Source organism: Acinetobacter chengduensis (assembly GCF_003664645.1).
Lineage (GTDB): Bacteria > Pseudomonadota > Gammaproteobacteria > Pseudomonadales > Moraxellaceae > Acinetobacter > Acinetobacter chengduensis.
On the sequence record NZ_RCHC01000001.1, the window covers coordinates 335,866 to 353,969 of the forward strand.

At 42.3% G+C, this 18,104-nt stretch carries 15 protein-coding genes and 1 tRNA gene; 1 reads left to right on the forward strand and 15 read right to left on the reverse strand.

The window, feature by feature from the left end; translation table 11 throughout:
• Positions 1-55: 55 nt before the first annotated feature.
• From D9K81_RS01565 to D9K81_RS01580, 4 genes are all read right to left on the reverse strand, one after another.
• A complete protein-coding gene (locus D9K81_RS01565; protein ID WP_120374592.1) occupies positions 56-400 on the reverse strand; it encodes a lysozyme inhibitor LprI family protein in 345 nt (114 codons plus the stop codon).
• Positions 401-557: 157 nt separating this feature from the next.
• A complete protein-coding gene (locus tag D9K81_RS01570; RefSeq protein ID WP_121523091.1) occupies positions 558-1,160 on the reverse strand; it encodes an OmpW/AlkL family protein in 603 nt (200 codons plus the stop codon).
• 249 nt (positions 1,161-1,409) lie between these two features.
• Positions 1,410-2,822 (reverse strand): Na+/H+ antiporter family protein, encoded by a 1,413-nt coding sequence (locus tag D9K81_RS01575; RefSeq protein ID WP_120374590.1) that lies wholly within the window; start codon positions 2,820-2,822, stop codon positions 1,410-1,412.
• Positions 2,823-2,965: 143 nt separating this feature from the next.
• Complete coding sequence (locus D9K81_RS01580; RefSeq protein WP_120374589.1) at positions 2,966-3,838, reverse strand: alpha/beta fold hydrolase; 873 nt, start codon at positions 3,836-3,838, stop codon at positions 2,966-2,968.
• A 113-nt stretch (positions 3,839-3,951) separates the two neighbouring features.
• On the opposite strand from D9K81_RS01580, the gene D9K81_RS01585 reads away from it, so the two are divergent.
• Entirely contained in the window at positions 3,952-4,434 is a 483-nt protein-coding gene (locus D9K81_RS01585; protein WP_120374588.1) for a DUF4442 domain-containing protein, read from the forward strand.
• Between the two features lie 41 nt (positions 4,435-4,475).
• Here D9K81_RS01585 and D9K81_RS01590 read toward each other — a convergent pair whose 3' ends face one another.
• The 11 genes from D9K81_RS01590 to D9K81_RS01640 all read right to left on the reverse strand — a co-directional run bounded on the left by D9K81_RS01590 (position 4,476) and on the right by D9K81_RS01640 (position 18,052).
• The gene (locus tag D9K81_RS01590) at positions 4,476-4,832 is read right to left on the reverse strand and encodes a DNA transfer protein p32 (RefSeq protein WP_120374699.1); all 357 of its coding nucleotides are present in this window, start codon (positions 4,830-4,832) and stop codon (positions 4,476-4,478) included.
• Between the two features lie 154 nt (positions 4,833-4,986).
• Complete coding sequence (locus D9K81_RS01595; protein ID WP_120374587.1) at positions 4,987-5,544, reverse strand: hypothetical protein; 558 nt, start codon at positions 5,542-5,544, stop codon at positions 4,987-4,989.
• Between the two features lie 155 nt (positions 5,545-5,699).
• Positions 5,700-9,899, reverse strand: a complete 4,200-nt coding sequence (rpoC, locus tag D9K81_RS01600) for a DNA-directed RNA polymerase subunit beta' (protein WP_120374586.1) — start codon at positions 9,897-9,899, stop codon at positions 5,700-5,702.
• Between the two features lie 157 nt (positions 9,900-10,056).
• A complete protein-coding gene (rpoB, locus tag D9K81_RS01605) occupies positions 10,057-14,145 on the reverse strand; it encodes a DNA-directed RNA polymerase subunit beta (RefSeq protein ID WP_120374585.1) in 4,089 nt (1,362 codons plus the stop codon).
• A gap of 306 nt (positions 14,146-14,451) precedes the next feature.
• A complete protein-coding gene (gene rplL / locus D9K81_RS01610) occupies positions 14,452-14,820 on the reverse strand; it encodes a 50S ribosomal protein L7/L12 (protein ID WP_004813560.1) in 369 nt (122 codons plus the stop codon).
• Between the two features lie 48 nt (positions 14,821-14,868).
• The gene (gene rplJ / locus D9K81_RS01615) at positions 14,869-15,375 is read right to left on the reverse strand and encodes a 50S ribosomal protein L10 (protein ID WP_120374584.1); all 507 of its coding nucleotides are present in this window, start codon (positions 15,373-15,375) and stop codon (positions 14,869-14,871) included.
• Positions 15,376-15,670: 295 nt separating this feature from the next.
• Complete coding sequence (rplA, locus tag D9K81_RS01620) at positions 15,671-16,366, reverse strand: 50S ribosomal protein L1 (RefSeq protein WP_120374583.1); 696 nt, start codon at positions 16,364-16,366, stop codon at positions 15,671-15,673.
• A gap of 3 nt (positions 16,367-16,369) precedes the next feature.
• Positions 16,370-16,798: a 50S ribosomal protein L11 gene (rplK, locus tag D9K81_RS01625; protein WP_120374582.1), complete on the reverse strand. Its 429-nt coding sequence runs from the start codon at positions 16,796-16,798 to the stop codon at positions 16,370-16,372.
• Between the two features lie 121 nt (positions 16,799-16,919).
• Positions 16,920-17,453: a transcription termination/antitermination protein NusG gene (nusG, locus tag D9K81_RS01630; protein ID WP_106985572.1), complete on the reverse strand. Its 534-nt coding sequence runs from the start codon at positions 17,451-17,453 to the stop codon at positions 16,920-16,922.
• Positions 17,454-17,460: 7 nt separating this feature from the next.
• The gene (gene secE / locus D9K81_RS01635) at positions 17,461-17,901 is read right to left on the reverse strand and encodes a preprotein translocase subunit SecE (protein WP_120374581.1); all 441 of its coding nucleotides are present in this window, start codon (positions 17,899-17,901) and stop codon (positions 17,461-17,463) included.
• A gap of 75 nt (positions 17,902-17,976) precedes the next feature.
• Positions 17,977-18,052, reverse strand: a tRNA-Trp gene (locus D9K81_RS01640).
• Positions 18,053-18,104: the final 52 nt, after the last annotated feature.

Consider the following 18,104-nt stretch of genomic DNA (forward strand, 5'->3'; position numbering starts at 1 on the left):
TATGAATGGAGTAAGTTTGCTTTTTTTCAATCCTTTAGTGCTGTTTTTTTCAGCATCAAAATGGGCCTTTTTTATAAACCCGCTCTAAATATAAATCCAATTTTTGCTGGCGCATTTTATACACATCCGTCAAGCAACTGACATTGTCTAGACACTGATCACGTAAAGCCAACCATTTGAATTGCTCATCTTGAATCAGGCCACGTGTACCCATCGGCACTAAGCGGTTTACAATGCTGTATGTAGTCGCCATTTTAACATCAGCATCATTTAATATCCCATGTGTACAGATTGCACGCTCGGTGGTGGTATTGGCTCGGGCACAATTAAAACTGGCCGCTTGGGCATTGACTGCAACTAAAGCAATACTGATACAGCCTAAAAGCACAACAAGCTTCATGCTTACTTCCCCCAAAATAAATCTGTATGTTTTGCTTATACTGTCACAACTTAGCTGAAATTAAACAGGATAAATCTGCTCAAATTACACATAACTAACCTATAGCCAAATAAAAAAGCCCCGTCAAATGACAGGGCTTTCACTATAAATTCAGAACTTAGAATTTGTAGCTATAACCAATCGTGTAAACGACAGGATCAATATCTAGATCAAATTTAGATTTACCAACAGCAAGTGCAGTTGCGTCATCTAAAGTAACTTCTGGGCTTAAATCAGCATAGCGCACATCAACGAATACGCCCCAATTTTTTGCATCAGCTGGCTGATAGTTAAAGCCGATTTGGCCAGCAACACCAAAATCTTCTTTCACATCTTTAGCGACACCTTCTTCATCCCAAGCAATAAATGCTGTGCCACCCACACCAATATAAGGTGTGAAACGCGTATTATTTTTAAAGTGATACTTTGCCGTAATCGTTGGTGGTAAATGTTTTAATTTTGCAGATTTTGCACCATTTACAAGTACGTCATGATTAAACGGTGTTGCTAAAAGGAGTTCCGCAGAAATGTTGTCATTAAAAAAATATTCAACAGAAGGTGTGAAACCATATTCTTGATCGGCTTCAACAACAACACCTGGAGCAACTGTAGTATCACTTGATGGCGCCAAAGATGAAGCACCAACTTTTACCTGCCATTGACCAGCCATCGCTGAAGCAGACATCCCCAATAATGCAATAAGAGCAGCTTGTTTTAACATATTAAACAACCTTCTAGAATGAATATATAAATAATAAACACGTGTATTAATATTATGCAACACCATTATTTAACATTTTGAAAAGATATTATTTAATATATTGTTTTATATGTATATTTATTTTAAACCAATCAGTTTAGTTGGTTTTATAAATCCAACCAAACTGATTAACTTTTTATATTATATTTCCAACTTTTTTAATCAAGATTAAAATACCAATATTAATTAACTATGTGACTTAGTTTGCAATTAAAGTACCATTGCAGCGATCCAGCCGAAGACTAAAAGTGGAATATTAAAATGAATAAAGGTTGGAATTACGGTATCCCAAATATGATCGTGCTGACCATCAACACCTAAGCCAGCAGTTGGCCCTAGAGTTGAATCGGAGGCAGGAGAACCAGCATCACCCAGTGCTGCGGCAGTACCAATCAACGCTACAGTGGCCAATGGACTAAAGCCAAACTGAACACAGAGTGGCACATAAATTACCGCTAGCACTGGTACGCTCGAAAACGAAGATCCAATGCCAATCGTCACAAATAAGCCAATAAATAGCATTAGGAAGGCTGCCAACGCATGGTTATCACCGATCAAATGCACAACACCAGTAACCAGTTGATTAATATCGCCAGTTTTGGTCATCACTGCAGCAAATCCCGCCGCTGAAATCATAATGAACCCAACCAACGCCATCATGCGCATGCCCTGAACAAAAACATCATCAGCTTGTTGCCATTTAAAGATACCAGCACCAGACAGTACTGCAAAACCGACTAAACCACCCAAGATCATTGAACCTGAATATAGCTGTGTTGCCAGTGTCAATACTATTGCCAGTAACGCCATTAGCATCGTTTTCTTCGCAACAAAAGGCGCTTTTTCAGCTTCCTGTTTTAGTTCAGCTGCATCTTCCTGTAGTTGTATTTCACCTGCGCGGATCGGCTTATCAAGATCAATTGTGGTGACACGTGTAACTGTACGGTCTTCATAAATACGAGGCTTACGGTAGCTAACAAATACCGCGAACAGCGTACCAATCACCATACCTAGCACAGGAATTGCCATACCTGCAGGCATCATCCAGCGTTCAACCTGCATATTGTAGGCTGCACCAATTTTGTTGATATTTCCCATCAAAATCTGTTCAAGGAAAATCGCACCGAAACCAACTGGTAGGAAAATGTATGTGCCAACTAGACCCAAGGTCAAAACGCAGGCTGCCGCACGACGATCTAAATTTAAGTGGTTCATTACTTTCAATAAAGGTGGTACCAATACTGGAATAAACGCAATATGAACAGGGATCAAGTTTTGAGAACAAATTGCTGCGATCAGTAGAATGCTCAGCAACAAATATTTAACGCGTTTAGCACGAACTTGAGTGACTTCTGCCCCCAGCAGGCCAATCAACTTATGTGCCAGTAAATCTGGTAACCCTGATTTAGACAATGCTAATGCAAATGCACCAAGTACTGCATAAGCTAAAGCTACTTCTGCGCCGTCACCTAAACCAGAGTTGAACGCAGAAATGGTATCTGAAAGACTTAGCCCAGCGACTAAACCGCCAACAATTGCTGAAATGACCAATGTCAAGACAACAGAAACTCGTGCGATGGAGAGTAAAAACATCACCGCAATCGCGATTACTACGGCATTCATGAGTAAATTCAGGAAAATAAAAAAAAGTCATTTTAGCAGATTAAATATCCATTAACTGTAAAATCACCGGTGCAGATCATTTTCCAAAATACAGCCTCTATTGTGCCAAGTAACATGCTAAAACTAGCGTAAATACAAAGGGATCAAGCAGAAAACTTATCTGCAAAATCTTTAATATATTTCGCAATTTTTTCGGGCTGACTCAACACTGCCCAATGGTTTGCTTCAACTTCAATGACCGATAAGTCCTCCACCCATTGTGGCAAAGCGTCAATATAATCTGGGCTAACAAAATTATCATGTTTTAAAACAATTGCTTGTACTGGACAAACTGCATAACGCTGTCTAGGTTGACTTAAACGTGGTAGGAAATTAGCACGGTATAAACTGATGCCATATTTTCCATCTTGTTGAATATTATGATTCAATGGCAGATGCTTTTTACGCTCCAGTTCATCGACGATTTTGCCCCAACGCTCAGGATTGAAAAAATGCCAAGCGCTCGGTGCCACAAATGGCAATTGAAAAACGCCGATATACCAAGACTTGCTCAGTAATTTGAGTAAGTTGATCTTATTATTTTTAAACTGCTCTCGGAGCAATAAAGCGGCATGATCTAAACAAGGACCTGAAATCGTACTATAAGACAGTAAACGGCCACGGAATTTTGCTTCAGTTGCAGACTCCCAAGACTGAATAGATCCCCAATCATGTGCAGCTAAATGGAACGCACGATCTGGAAGTATCGCGTTAACAACGCTCTCTAAATCTAAAGACAGCTGTTCTAAGCGATAATCTCGAATACGTTTTGGAATACTGGATTGACCTGCACCGCGTACATCATAAGTCACAATATAAAAATCTTGTTGTAGGTGCTGAATCACCAGCTCCCAAACTTCTTGATTATCTGGATAGCCATGCACCAAAACCAAAGCTGGCTGTTCTGGATTGCCCCATGTTTTCACATAAAGACGCTGCTGATCCGAGGTATTCACCCACTGTGTACGTGCTTCCATGATGTTTATCCTGTAACTGGCGTTTTATATTGATGTTCTGGCAATGTAATCAATGCCTGTTTTTCTAATCTGCTTTAGTATGATGATAACAGTATAAAAAGAAATTGACCTTTATGAGCCTATTCAAAAAAATTATGACAATACCTATTGTCTCGAAATTCCTGATCAATCACTATGCGCCTTATAAAGGTGCTGGGATTGAAATCGATCAAATTGATCTGCCCAATTATCACATTCGGGTCAAAATGCCTCTCACCCGTAAAAACCAAAATATTGTTGGAGTGCATTTTGGCGGTAGTTTATATTCGATGGTAGATCCATTTTATATGCTCATTCTTATGCACCACTTGGGTTCTAAATACATCGTTTGGGATAAAGCTGCTACGATTCAGTTTCTCTCGCCTGGCCGTGGCACCGTGTATGCTGACATTCGTTTAGACTTTCAAGAAGTCGACCACATTAAATCATTGGCAGAGAACTATGCACCCGTGATTCGCAACTACAGCCTGAATATCTTTGATGAGGCTGGACTGCGTATTGCTGAAGTGCAAAAGACGCTCTACATCCGTCGTAAACAACCCCGAGCACGCAAATAAAAAAAGCGCTTGAAGATTCAAGCGCTTTTTAACAATCACGATTAGCGTTTTTGTTCAATTGCAGCGCCAGCGCCACCACCGATTGCACCACCAATGGCTGCACCAGCATTACCACCAAATACGCTCTTACCTACAGCTGAGCCAATTGCACCACCTACACCGCTGTAGGTTGCATTACGGTTTGAACCGCCTTGTGCTTTACTACCGACTGCTGCACCTGCACCACCACCAATTGCTGAACCTGTGCCACCACCAACGCTGTTACCAACGCCACCGCCAATTGCACCACCTAAAGCTGCAGCACCAATTCGCTGTTCATTTGCATTCATGCTTTCACAGCCTGCTAACATTGCAGTTGAAAATAGCGCAACTGAAAGTACAGCCATTGTTTTTTTCATGTTCATCTCTAATTCCCCGCTACTTTTTCAATAGAATACAATTATTCTAAAGATAGATATGGCTTATATTGTTACGTCTCAGCATGAATTTGCTGTCATTTGTAAATAAGCGCCTATCCCAGGAGTAATTTTAGCAATTTATGCTACCAACTGCTTACTCTAAAGGTAGAACATTATCCCCTTCGCTGAGTACCGTAATATCGCGCGTTACAGCTCCATTTGTGGTTTGCACTGCATGTGAAATTTTTGCACTACTCTTCGGGTCCTGACGTTGATCTAGTTGTAAGGTACGCTTCACAGGTGCGGCATCTTTTTTAAACTCCATACCTTCTGCGTCAATTTTTTTGCTCTTAGAAATGATTTCACCATCTTGCTTAACCGTAGTGCTCAATTCAATTTTCGACGTTGGAATAATCACACTGCCTTTTTGTACAACAGGTGCTGATAACTGTTGCTCTGAAAATGTTTCTTGCCCATCTTGCAACTCAATTTCACGCGCCACAATGTCTTTGCCATGATTGGTCATCTCTAAAACCGTTGCACTCACTTGTCGAACAGGTGCCTCACCAGCCGTACGGCGAATCACTTCTGTCTTTAACACAGGCACAATGGCTTTGTCTTGAATTTGAATGCTATGGGGCATCGGTGCCGCAATTACAGACGCTGACATAGAGAGCAATGCGAGAGGAAATAATGATTTACTGATTTTCATGTGTGTGACCCTAATCGTTTAAAGTTATTAATAAGATATAAATTACGTTGTTATATTTTTAATATAGGTAATTTTAAACCTAGAATAAAGCTTTATTTTTCACAATAAAAAAGCCACCCGAAGGTGGCTTTTTTCTGCTTGGTTTAAAGGACTAATTAAAGACCGTTAAACTCATCGCTGAATGCTTGACTAAGCGCTTGGTCAACATCTGAGAAGTCATTGTGAAGCTCAAGCTCTGCCGCTTCTGCTTCTTGACGACGACGTTCTAAATGGTAAGCAAGACCAGTACCCGCAGGGATCAGACGACCCACAACAACGTTTTCTTTCAGACCACGTAAGTCATCTTCTTTACCTGTTACAGCAGCTTCAGTTAACACACGAGTTGTTTCCTGGAACGATGCAGCAGAGATGAACGAGTCAGTAGAAAGCGATGCTTTCGTAATACCCATCAATTGACGTTCAAACTTCGCTGGGAACTTGTTTTGCGCAAGAACAGCTTGGTTCTCGCCCATCACACGGATGTAATCCACTTGTTCGCCTTTAATGAAGCTTGTATCACCACCATCAGTGATATCAACTTTACGAAGCATTTGACGTACGATAACTTCAATATGCTTGTCGTTGATTTTTACACCTTGGAGACGGTATACGTCTTGAACTTCGTTCACGATGTAGTTGGTCAACGCCACTTCACCTTTCAGACGTAAGATGTCATGTGGGTTTTGTGGACCATCAGAAATCGTTTCACCACGGTTCACATGTTCGCCTTCGAACACGTTAATGGTACGCCATTTTGGAATCAATTCTTCGTAGATCTCAGAACCATCATCCGGAGTAATCACTAAACGGTTTTTACCTTTAGTTTCTTTACCAAAGCTTACAACACCTGAAATTTCAGCAAGAATTGCATGCTCTTTTGGTTTACGCGCTTCGAACAAGTCAGCTACACGTGGCAAACCACCGGTAATATCACGCGTACGTGAAGATTCTTGCGGTACACGACCAATAACGTCACCCACACCAATTGTTTCGCCATCGCGAACAGTTAGGATGGTGTTTTGTGGCAAGAAGTAGAACTGTTCAGAACCATCAGCCTGATCCAATACAACTGCAGGACGCATATCTTTACCTGACGCAGGACGTGAAGTCACTGGTAAGATTTCGATTGTTGTCATACCTGTTGCATCATCAGTTTTCGAAGTAACAGTTACGCCATCAGCGATTTGGCTGAAACGTACTTTACCTGCGAATTCTGTAACAAGTGGATGTGTATGCGGATCCCAAGTTGCAACGATACCACCCGCTTCAACAGCTTCACCATCTTTAATGATGATTGATGCACCGTACGGGATTTTATAACGTTCGCGTTCACGACCGATGTCATCCGCAATACCGATCTCACCTGAACGAGATGTCGATACCAAGTGACCTTTAGCGTGTTGTACTGTTTTCACATTGTGGAAACGTACTGTACCTTTGTTACGTACTTGGATGCTGTTAGCAGCAGAAGTTCGGCTTGCAGCACCACCCACGTGGAAGGTACGCATTGTTAACTGTGTACCTGGCTCACCAATTGATTGAGCAGCCATTACACCAACAGATTCACCTGGGTTCACCAAGTGACCACGTGCCAAGTCACGACCGTAACATTTCGCACATACACCAAAAGTCGATTCACAGTTTACAACTGAACGTACTTTAACTTCATCGACACCTTGCTCTTCTAAGTAGTTTGCAAGTTTTTCATCGATGAGCGTATTACGTGGAAGAATCACGTCATCAGAACCTGGTTTCTTCGCATCTTCAGCAAGTACACGACCCAATACTCGAGTACCTAAGTTCTCGATAACGTCGCCACCTTGAATGAATGGTGTCATTACTAGACCGCCAAGCGTGCCACAGTCAGGCTCAGTAATTACTAAGTCTTGTGCAACGTCTACTAGACGACGAGTTAAGTAACCAGAGTTCGCAGTTTTCAATGCTGTATCGGCCAAACCTTTACGCGCACCGTGTGTTGAAATGAAGTACTGAAGTACTGTCAAACCTTCACGGAAGTTTGCTTTAATTGGTGTTTCAATGATCGAACCGTCTGGTTTCGCCATCAAACCACGCATACCCGCTAACTGACGAATCTGAGCTGCCGAACCACGGGCACCTGAGTCAGACATCATATAGATCGAGTTGAATGATTTTTGCTTCTCATCTTCACCCTGTTTGTTTTTAACAGTGGTGAAAGACAAGTTGTCCATCATCGCTTTCGCTACTTGGTCGTTTGTACGCGCCCAAATATCGACAACTTTGTTATAACGTTCGCCGGCAGTTACGAAACCCTGTTCGAACTGTTGTTCGATTTCACGAACTTCAGCTTCTGATTTCGCAATAATCGCTTCTTTGTTTGGTGGAATAAGCATGTCTTCCATACCCACCGAAACGCCAGAACGAGTTGCTTGACGGAAACCCAAGTACATCAATTGATCAGCAAAGATAACTGTATCTTTCAAACCTAATTTACGGTAGCAAGAGTTAATAATCTTAGAGATATTCTTTTTGGTCATCTCAACGTTGATTTGTTGGAAATCCATACCTTCAGGTACAACTTCCCAAAGCAAACAACGACCAGGTGTTGTGTCTACAACAATAGTTTGATGCTCACGGTTACCGTTTTCATCAATCACTGTTTGATGTACACGTGCTTTAACACGAGCGTGTAGATCAACTTGACCAGTTGCAAGTGCACGGTTTACTTCGTCAGTATCCGCGAACACCATGCCTTCACCTTTGGCATTGATTGCATCACGTGTGATGTAATACAAGCCCAAGACAACGTCCTGAGACGGTACGATGATTGGCTCACCGTTCGCTGGAGACAAGATGTTGTTTGTAGACATCATTAACGCACGAGCTTCTAATTGAGCTTCAAGTGTTAATGGAACGTGTACCGCCATTTGGTCACCGTCGAAGTCGGCGTTAAATGCCGCACAAACTAACGGGTGAAGACGGATCGCTTTACCTTCAATCAGAATAGGTTCAAATGCTTGAAGACCTAAACGGTGAAGTGTTGGCGCACGGTTCAACATTACTGGATGTTGACGAATTACAGATGCAAGAACGTCCCAAACTTCTGGAGTTTCGCGCTCAACCATTTTCTTCGCAGCTTTAATGGTTGTTGCTTGGCCAGATGCTTGTAGTTTAGCGAAAATGAATGGCTTGAATAATTCAAGTGCCATTTTCTTCGGAAGACCACATTGGTGTAAGCGTAAAGATGGACCTACGGTAATTACAGAACGACCAGAGTAATCAACACGCTTACCAAGTAAGTTTTGACGGAAACGACCTTGTTTACCTTTGATCATATCTGCCAAAGATTTAAGAGGACGTTTGTTCGAACCTGTAATTGCACGACCACGACGACCGTTATCAAGCAATGCATCTACAGACTCTTGTAACATACGTTTTTCGTTACGTACGATAATGTCTGGCGCTGCAAGGTCAAGAAGACGTTTTAAACGGTTGTTACGGTTGATCACACGACGGTAAAGATCGTTCAAATCAGAAGTCGCGAAACGACCACCTTCAAGTGGTACTAACGGACGAAGGTCTGGTGGAAGAACTGGAAGTACAGTCAACACCATCCATTCTGGTTTGTTGTTCGAATCTTTGAACGCTTCCATCAACTTCAAACGCTTAGAAGCTTTCTTAAGCTTAGTTTCTGAAGTTGTGTTTGGAATTTCTTCACGTAGGCGTGAAATTTCGTTTTCAAGATCGATGTCTTTCAACAAGTCTTGAACCGCTTCAGCACCCATTTTCGCTGTGAATTCGTCACCGTGTTCTTCTAACGCATTGAAGTATTCTTCATCGTTAAGAAGTTGGTATTTCTCAAAAGGAGTCATACCTGGATCTGTTACAACGTAAGATTCGAAATACAATACACGTTCGATATCACGTAGCGTCATGTCTAATAAAAGACCAATACGGCTAGGAAGTGATTTTAAGAACCAAATGTGCGCAACTGGAGATGCTAATTCGATGTGACCCATACGTTCACGACGAACTTTCGCAGTTGTTACTTCAACGCCACATTTTTCACAAATGACGCCTTTGTATTTCATACGCTTGTATTTACCACACAAGCATTCGTAATCTTTTACTGGACCAAAGATTTTGGCACAGAATAAACCATCACGTTCTGGTTTGAACGTACGGTAGTTGATGGTTTCTGGCTTTTTAACTTCACCGTGAGACCATGACTTAATCATTTCTGGTGACGCAAGACCAATACGGATGCGGTCAAACTCTACAGGAGCATGACCGTCTGAATCCGTCTTTTTGCGCATGATATCGAGCAAGTCTTTCAATTTTTTTCTCCGTGTGTTGTGGAGATTTTCACTCAACAACTGGGTCACAAATATTGTTTTTTAACTGAATTGGGAATCCCAAGAATCCCCCTAAATCCCCCTTTTACTCAGGGGGACTTTCTCCCCTCTTTTTTAAAGAGGGGTCGGGGGAGATTTCTTAGTCACCATTTTTCAGTTCAATGTTGATACCTAAAGAACGGATCTCTTTGGTCAATACGTTGAACGATTCAGGCATACCTGGGTCCATATAATGGTTACCATCTACAATGTTTTTGTAGATACGGGTACGACCTTCAACGTCATCCGACTTCACAGTTAGCATTTCTTGAAGCGTGTATGCTGCACCGTAAGCTTCTAGTGCCCAGACCTCCATCTCACCGAAACGCTGACCACCGAATTGAGCTTTACCGCCCAATGGCTGTTGCGTTACTAGAGAGTAAGAACCAGTAGAACGCGCATGCATCTTGTCATCTACCAAGTGGTTCAGTTTCAGCATGTACATGTAACCTACAGTTACAGGACGGTCGAAACGTTCACCAGTACGGCCATCAAACAATACTGTTTGACCAGTACGTGAGATGTTCGCAAGTTCAAGCAATTCTTTGATTTGGCCTTCTTCAGCACCGTCAAATACAGGAGTCGCTAAAGGAACACCTTTACGCAAGTTACCTGAAAGTACCAAGATTTCTTCATCAGTTAAGCTATCAAGATCTTCTTGTTCGCCACCAACTTTGTTGTAAATCTTGTCTAAGAATGCACGAAGCTCAAGTACGGTACGTTGCTCTTGCATCATCTTGTCGATTTGATCGCCAAGACCTTTTGCAGCCATACCCAAGTGAGTTTCTAGAATCTGACCCACGTTCATACGTGAAGGTACACCGAGCGGGTTCAATACGATATCAACAGGTACACCGTTTGCATCGTGTGGCATGTCTTCTACAGGTAGGATGTTAGATACAACACCTTTGTTACCGTGACGACCCGCCATTTTATCACCCGGTTGGATGCGACGTTTTACAGCTAAGTAAACTTTAACAACTTTCAATACGCCAGTTGTAAGCTCATCACCTGTAGAAAGTTTGCGTTTTTTCTCAGCAAATTTCTCATCAATTTCAATGCCCTTCTCTTTTAAGAACACTTGAATTTGAGTTAAACGTTCTGCGATACCTTCATCAACTGGTTGAATTTCCAACAAGTCTGGAAGTTCTAAACCAGTCAATAAATCTTCTGTTAACTTATCGCCACGTTTAGTTGTACCGCCACCGTTAGATTCTTGACCTTTTAACAAGCGAACAATACGTTCACGTGCCGCTTCTTCGAAGATTTTGAACTCTTCTTTCAAGTCTTTACGGTATGCATCAAGCTGTGCTTTTTCAATTGCTTGAGCACGTTCGTCTTTTTCAAGACCGTCACGTGTAAACACTTGAACATCAATAACAGTACCTTTAACACCTGAAGATACACGTAAAGATGAATCTTTAACGTCAGCTGCTTTTTCACCGAAGATTGCACGAAGCAATTTTTCTTCTGGCGTTAACTGCGTTTCACCTTTAGGCGTTACTTTACCAACAAGGATGTCGCCAGCAGTAACTTCCGCACCAATGTAAACGATACCTGATTCATCAAGTTTAGAAAGCGCAGCTTCACCCACATTCGGGATATCAGCAGTGATTTCTTCAGCACCCAATTTTGTATCACGCGCTACACATGATAATTCTTGGATATGAATCGAAGTTAAACGGTCTTCTTGAAGTACACGCTCAGATAATAAGATCGAGTCTTCGTAGTTGTAACCGTTCCAAGTCATGAACGCTACACGCATGTTTTGACCAAGTGCAAGCTCACCGCCATCTGTTGATGGACCATCAGCAAGAACATCGCCACGTGCAACTTTGTCACCTAAACGTACAACAACGTTTTGGTTAATACATGTGTTTTGGTTTGAACGTGTGTATTTGATCAAGTTGTAGATATCTACACCTGCTTCACCCGCTACCATCTCTTCTTCGTTCACACGAATCACGATACGTGATGCGTCAACAAATTCGATACGACCGCCACGACCAGCAAGTACACACACGCCAGAGTCATGTGCTACGTTTGCTTCCATACCTGTACCAACAAGTGGCTTATCAGCACGCAAAGTCGGAACAGCCTGACGTTGCATGTTTGAACCCATCAATGCACGGTTGGCGTCATCGTGTTCAAGGAATGGAATAAGTGACGCTGCCACAGATACAACCTGCTGTGCAGATACATCCATGTGCGTTACTTTTTCTGGAGGCATACGTACGAAGTCACCTTGGTGACGTACAGATACGAATTCTTCTAATAAGCTACCATCTGCATCAACCATAGAATCGGCCTGTGCAATAACAGTACCTACTTCTTCAATTGCAGATAAGTATTCAACGTCATCTGTTACACGACCATCAACAACTTTACGGTATGGAGTTTCCAAGAAACCGAAGTTATTACATTTTGCATAAACAGAAAGCGAGTTGATCAAACCAATGTTTGGACCTTCAGGCGTTTCAATTGGACATACACGACCATAGTGAGTTTGATGTACGTCACGCACTTCGAAGCCTGCGCGTTCACGAGTCAAACCACCCGGGCCCAATGCTGATACACGGCGTTTGTGTGTAATTTCAGACAACGGGTTGTTTTGGTCCATGAACTGAGACAATTGGCTTGAACCAAAGAATTCTTTGATTGCAGCAGCGACTGGCTTCGCATTGATTAAATCTTGCGGAGACAAGTTATCAGTTTCTGCTTGAGACAAACGCTCTTTCACAGCACGTTCTACACGAACTAGACCAACACGGAATTGGTTTTCAGTCATTTCACCAACAGAACGAACACGACGGTTACCCAAGTGATCGATATCGTCGACTTCGCCTTTACCGTTACGAATTTCAACTAATGTTTTTAATACATCAGTGATGTCGCTGTTAGAAAGGATGCCTTCAACTGCACGTGATTTTTGATCAGTACCAACTTCGTAAGGACGACCTAAACGACGGTTGAACTTCATACGTCCAACAGGTGACAAGTCATAACGTTCAGAAGAGAAGAACAAGTTATTAAACAAGTTTTCTGCAGCTTCTTTCGTTGGTGGCTCGCCTGGACGCATCACTTTGTAGATTTCTACAAGTGCTTCTTCACGACCAGATGTTGTATCTGCACGTAATGTGTCAGCAATGAATGAACCGCGGTCAATGTCATTGGTAAACAATACGTTAAACTGTTTAACACCGCCTTCAGCCAATTTCACCATGATTTCATGGCTCAATACAGTATTCGCTGCAATCACTTCACCGTCACGTAGAGCGACGTCTTCAGCAATAATACGTTCGTATAGGTATTCATCAGGCACTGATAATTTTTCTAAGCCAGATGCTTCCATTTGACGAACGTGGCGCGCGTTAATACGTTTACCTTGTTCAACAATTACTTTGCCATCAGCACCAGCAATATCAAACTGCGCCATTTCACCACGTAGGCGTTCAGGCACTAGATCGATTTGGTAGCTACCCATGTCTAGGTATACAGGCACTTTCTCGTAGAACATATCGAGAATTTGTTCGTTGCCATAACCAAGCGCACGTAAAACCACAGTCGCAAGCAATTTACGACGGCGGTCGATACGTACATATACAAGGTCTTTCGCATCAAATTCGAAATCCAACCATGAACCACGGTAAGGAATGATACGTGCTGAGTAAAGTACTTTACCGCTTGAGTGTGTCTTGCCTTTATCGTGGTCAAAGAACACGCCTGGCGAACGGTGTAATTGAGATACGATTACACGCTCAGTACCATTGATGACAAAAGTACCGTTGTCGGTCATGAGTGGCATTTCACCCATGTACACTTCTTGTTCACGTACGTCTTTGATTGATTTCGTTTCACGATCTTTGATGATCAAACGAATTTTTACACGCATTGGTGCCGCAAAAGTTGAGCCACGAAGAATACATTCGCGCACATCAAATTCTGGTTTACCAAGACTATACTCAACGAATTCTAAAGCAGCATTGCCAGAATAACTTTCAATAGGAAAAACTGAACGAAATGCGGCTTGGAGACCGATATCTTCGCGGTTTTTTGGAGTTTTACCGTCTTGCAAGAAAGTTCGGTACGAGTCGACTTGGATCGCGAGCAAGTACGGAACATCCATCACTTTGGGCAATTTACCAAAATTCTTACGGATCCGTTTCTTTTCGGTATATGAGTATGCCATCTGGAGTCCTCGGAAAGTAAACTGAACCCGCCTGCAGAACGGGTTCAGAAAGAATTACGCAGGCCGATATGGCCACCACTTTTACAAATGCTGCAATTTATAGTGGTATTAAAACGCTTAACAATATTTTTTAGAACTGAAAAATATTGGTAAGCGTTTGATCATTATGTTTATTTTCAATTTGTATGATTTTTATATCATGCAAACAAAAATCGAGCCGATTATTGTAACGCAAAAAGGCTGATGACCCAAGGGGCACCAGCCATTTTCTGGAGCCGGTTATAAAAAAACCGACTCCTCTTAAGATTACTTAAGTGTAACTGTAGCACCAGCTTCTTCAAGTTTCTTCTTAAGTTCTTCGCCTTCTTCTTTAGAAACGCCTTCTTTAAGAACTGCAGGTGCGCCTTCAACCATGTCTTTAGCTTCTTTCAAGCCAAGGCCAGTAGCTTCACGAACTGCCTTAATTACAGCAACTTTGTTCGCACCGAAAGAAGTCAACTCAACGTTGAATTCTGATTGTTCTTCAGCAGCAGCAGCAGCGCCAGGAGCAGCAGCCACAGCTACAGCAGCAGCAGAAACGTTGAATTTCTCTTCGAAAGCAGAGATAAGTTCAACAAGTTCAAGAACAGTTTTTTCAGCAACTGCGTTTAGGATTTCTTCGTTTGTTAAAGCCATGAGAGTAACTCCAAATGGGTATTGAATGGTGTGTGTTTAAGTTTGAGCTTATGCAGCTTCTGACTCGTTTTTCTCTTTGAGCGCAGTAATAAGGCGACCCAATTTCGAAATAGGAGCTTGAAGAACAGATGCAAGCATAGTAAGCGCTTTTTCTTGGTTTGGAAGGTTCGCGATAACGCTAACTTCTGCACCTTGATAAAGTTTGCCGTCAAATGCAGCAGCTTTAAGTTCAAATGCTTTGTTAGTTTTAGCAAATTCTTCGAACAAACGAGCAGCAGCGCCCATGTCGTCTTCAGAAGTTGAGAAAGCTAAGATTGTTGGGCCAACAAGGTTGTCGTTCAAGATATTGAATTGAGTATCTTGAAGAGCGCGTTTAGCCAAAGTGTTACGAACTACGCGAGTAGCAACACCTAGTTTACGAGCTTCAACACGTAGAGCAGTTAATTGCTCAACAGTTAAACCTTGGTAGTCAGCAACAACAGCAGCAAATGCAGTAGAAGCAACTTCAGTTACTTCAGCTACGATCTGTTTTTTGCCTTCGATAAGAAGAGCCATTGTAAAACCTCCTAACGGTGATTTATGCATCTATACAGATGCACTCCCAGTTCGTAAATCCAATTTGGATTTACACGCGGAGGATGAACAAATCACACCACCGCGTCTACTCAGGCTGGAATATTAAGAAAAGAGCATAAACGCCCCTCGCCCGAGGTCTTTGACGCTGACAAACTTACATTTATCAATTCAAAGTCTGCCTAAGTTCGCAAGAGACGGAACGTTTCTTGCGTAGAAATCAAAGCAGTACTTTGATTTCTACTCAGGGCTTTAAAATTCTGTAATAAGTCGAAACTTATTTAGAAACGTTTGCTACATCAACGATCAAACCAGGACCCATAGTTGAGCTCAAAGTGATCTTTTGGATGTAAACACCTTTAGAAGTAGCAGGTTTTGCTTTCTTAAGGTCAGCGATAAGCGCTTCAACGTTTGAACGAACAGCTTCAGCAGTGAAACCTACTTGACCGATCGCAGCATGGATAATACCAGCTTTGTCTACGCGGTAACGTGCTTGACCAGCTTTTGCATTTTTAACTGCAGTCGCTACGTCAGGAGTTACAGTACCCACTTTAGGGTTTGGCATTAAGCCACGTGGACCAAGGATAGTACCTAATTTACCAACAACGCGCATTGCATCTGGAGCAGCAATTACTACGTCGAAGTCAAGATTACCCGCTTGGATGCTTTCAGCAAGGTCATCAAAACCAACTACGTCCGCGCCTTCAGCTTTAGCAGCTTCAGCAGCAGCGCCTTGAGCAAACACAGCAACACGTACAGTTTTACCAGTACCTGCAGGAAGTGTAGTCGCGCCACGAACAACTTGGTCAGATTTACGAGGATCAACACCTAGGTTTACAGCTACATCCAAAGATTCTTTGAATTTAGGTGCAGGAAGGCTTGCCAATACAGCAACAGCTTCTTCTAGCGTGTAAACTTTATGTGCTTCAACAGCAGCAACAATAGCTTTTTGACGTTTAGTTAACTTAGCCATGTCTTATAGCTCCACTTCCAAGCCCATAGAACGTGCAGAACCAGCAATGGTACGTACACGAGCGTCTAAATCAGCACCAGTAAGATCTGGTTCTTTAGTAGTCGCAATTTCTTCTAGTTGAGCACGAGTTAGTTTACCTACTTTAGTTTTGTTAGGTACGCCTGAACCCTTTTGGATACCAGCAGCTTTCTTAAGAAGAACAGCAGCAGGTGGAGTTTTCATGATGAATGTGAACGACTTGTCGTTGTACACAGTGATCACTACTGGAATTGGAAGACCAGCTTCAACTTTTTGTGTCGCAGCATTGAATTCTTTACAGAATGCCATGATGTTAACACCACGTTGACCTAGTGCAGGACCAATCGGTGGAGATGGATTTGCTTTACCAGCTGGAACTTGCAGCTTGATATAGCCGTCAATCTTCTTAGCCATTTCAATTACCTCTGGGTACTAGCGCCGATGAAGGCTCCCCATCATTTACAAGTAACGATACCGTTACAACAACAATGCCCGATCTATATAAAATAGACCGAGCCGTTTCAACCAAAACTGATTAAATTGTTTTTTCGACTTGTCGAAATTCCAACTCAACTTGTGTTGGTCGATTAAATACATTAATCGTAAGCGTCAAACGTGATTTCTCGTAAAGAACTTCTTCCACCACACCTTTAAAGTCTGTGAATGGACCATCAATAACGAGTAATTCTTCACCAGGTTCAAACATCGTCTTAGGACGAGGTGCTTCACCTTTGTTATGCACGCGTGCAAGAATAGCGTCTGCTTCACGTTGCGTAATCGGGGCAGGCTTTTCAGCAGTACCACCAATGAAACCTAATACTTTTGGACATTCTTTAACAATGTGCCAAGTTTCATCATTCATTTCCATTTCGACTAACACATAGCCAGGAAAGAACTTACGCTCAGATTTGCGTTTCTTACCGTCCTTCATTTCCACTACTTCTTCAGTAGGGACAAGAACTTCACCAAAGCTATCGGCAACAGCGCTACGCTGGATTCGATCATTAAGTGAACGCATCACTTGTTTTTCATAACCTGAATAGGCATGAATAATGTACCAACGTTTCATAGCTCTCTTACCCGATAATAAACTTCATTAACCAGCCTAAGATGTAGTCAAAGCACCATAATACAATAGCAGCAATTACTACAACTGCAAGAACTTGCCAAGATGTGGTCACAGTCTCTTGCTTTGTCGGCCAAGTCACACGACGTAACTCAATTCGCGAATCTTTTAATAAGCGAACAAAGCCTTTGCCTTGATGGGTGGCGTATAATAAACCTAAAGCCACAACGATACAAGCCAAAATTACCCCAACACGCACCCAAACATCATTCGCAGGCGCCCAATATGCTGGTAAATATTGACTTACCATCATAGCACCCACCAATAAAATCAAGGCGATAACCCATAGAATTACATCTATCGGAGAACCAGACTTTACAACTTCAACAGGATTATTTCTTTGAGGAATTGCCGCTTCGCTTATCGCGTCACGTGATTTATCATTCGACATTTTTGTACTCGTCGTAGGATTCGCGACTTATTATATGACCAGTTTCACCAGCATCAAGCTTCTTTTTTAAAAATTTGGCAGGCCAGGAGGGACTCGAACCCCCAACATTCGGTTTTGGAGACCGACGCTCTACCAATTGAACTACTGACCTTTAGCACAAATCGAGAGCCTAAACCCTCGATTTGTATATCACATCTATGCGT

Excerpts from the sequence above, each read along its gene's own strand:
- nusG (WP_106985572.1), bottom strand. The coding sequence starts at position 17,453 with ATGAAACGTTGGTACATTATTCATGCCTATTCAGGTTATGAAAAACAA.
- D9K81_RS01580 (WP_120374589.1), bottom strand. The coding sequence starts at position 3,838 with ATGGAAGCACGTACACAGTGGGTGAATACCTCGGATCAGCAGCGTCTT.
- rplK (WP_120374582.1), bottom strand. The coding sequence starts at position 16,798 with ATGGCTAAGAAGATTGACGGCTATATCAAGCTGCAAGTTCCAGCTGGT.
- D9K81_RS01575 (WP_120374590.1), bottom strand. The coding sequence starts at position 2,822 with ATGAATGCCGTAGTAATCGCGATTGCGGTGATGTTTTTACTCTCCATC.
- rplJ (WP_120374584.1), bottom strand. The coding sequence starts at position 15,375 with ATGGCTCTTCTTATCGAAGGCAAAAAACAGATCGTAGCTGAAGTAACT.
- D9K81_RS01585 (WP_120374588.1), top strand. The coding sequence starts at position 3,952 with ATGAGCCTATTCAAAAAAATTATGACAATACCTATTGTCTCGAAATTC.
- D9K81_RS01590 (WP_120374699.1), bottom strand. The coding sequence starts at position 4,832 with ATGAAAAAAACAATGGCTGTACTTTCAGTTGCGCTATTTTCAACTGCA.
- D9K81_RS01565 (WP_120374592.1), bottom strand. The coding sequence starts at position 400 with ATGAAGCTTGTTGTGCTTTTAGGCTGTATCAGTATTGCTTTAGTTGCA.
- rpoB (WP_120374585.1), bottom strand. The coding sequence starts at position 14,145 with ATGGCATACTCATATACCGAAAAGAAACGGATCCGTAAGAATTTTGGT.
- secE (WP_120374581.1), bottom strand. The coding sequence starts at position 17,901 with ATGTCGAATGATAAATCACGTGACGCGATAAGCGAAGCGGCAATTCCT.
- D9K81_RS01570 (WP_121523091.1), bottom strand. The coding sequence starts at position 1,160 with ATGTTAAAACAAGCTGCTCTTATTGCATTATTGGGGATGTCTGCTTCA.
- rplA (WP_120374583.1), bottom strand. The coding sequence starts at position 16,366 with ATGGCTAAGTTAACTAAACGTCAAAAAGCTATTGTTGCTGCTGTTGAA.
- D9K81_RS01595 (WP_120374587.1), bottom strand. The coding sequence starts at position 5,544 with ATGAAAATCAGTAAATCATTATTTCCTCTCGCATTGCTCTCTATGTCA.
- rplL (WP_004813560.1), bottom strand. The coding sequence starts at position 14,820 with ATGGCTTTAACAAACGAAGAAATCCTAAACGCAGTTGCTGAAAAAACT.